This is a genomic window from Pseudomonas sp. 2822-15 (assembly GCF_002742515.1).
GTDB classification, from domain to species: Bacteria; Pseudomonadota; Gammaproteobacteria; order Pseudomonadales; family Pseudomonadaceae; genus Aquipseudomonas; species Aquipseudomonas salomonii.
In genome coordinates this window covers 1-682 of the sequence record NZ_LJRY01000218.1, presented here as the reverse complement: position 1 = coordinate 682, position 682 = coordinate 1, and the positions used below count along the sequence as shown (strand labels likewise).

1 protein-coding gene is annotated in these 682 nt (G+C 53.8%); it reads left to right on the top strand.

The window, feature by feature from the left end; genetic code table 11:
• The coding region (locus AOA59_RS25655) for an immunoglobulin-like domain-containing protein (RefSeq protein ID WP_143522813.1) at positions 1-682 on the top strand (682 nt) is incomplete at both ends.

Genomic DNA, 682 nt, shown 5'->3' with positions numbered 1-682 from the left:
CTCTCACTATTAAAGCCGGTGAGACCACAGGCTCGACTGTGTTCAACACCCCAGCCAACGACGTCTATAACAACGGCAGCACGGTCAGCACTACGATCGCCAAAACCGAAGGCGGTAACTTTGAGAATCTGGTTACCGATCCGAAGGCAGCTGAAACAGCCATCACCGACTCGATCGACAACACCACGGTTTCGCTGACTACTGATAAAGCGTCGGTAGTTGAAGGCGGCGATATCACTTACACCGCGACCTTGACTAACAAGGCGCAAACCGACGTTACCGTGACGCTCTCGAACGGTCAGACGATCACTATTAAAGCCGGTGAGACCACAGGCTCGACTGTGTTCAACACACCAGCCAACGACGTCTATAACAACGGCAGCACGGTCAGCACCACTATCGCCAAAACCGAAGGCGGCAACTTTGAGAACCTGGTTACCGATCCAAAAGCGGCCGTCACTTCGATTACCGACTCGATCGACAACACCACGGTTTCTCTGAGTGCTGATAAAGCCTCTGTAGTTGAAGGCGGCGACATCACCTACACCGCGGCCTTGACTAACAAGGCGCAGACCGACGTCACCGTAACGTTGAGCAACGGCCAGACCATCACGATCAAGGCCGGTGAAACTGTCGGCTCGACCGTGTTTAACACTCCAGCCAATGACGTCTATAACAACGG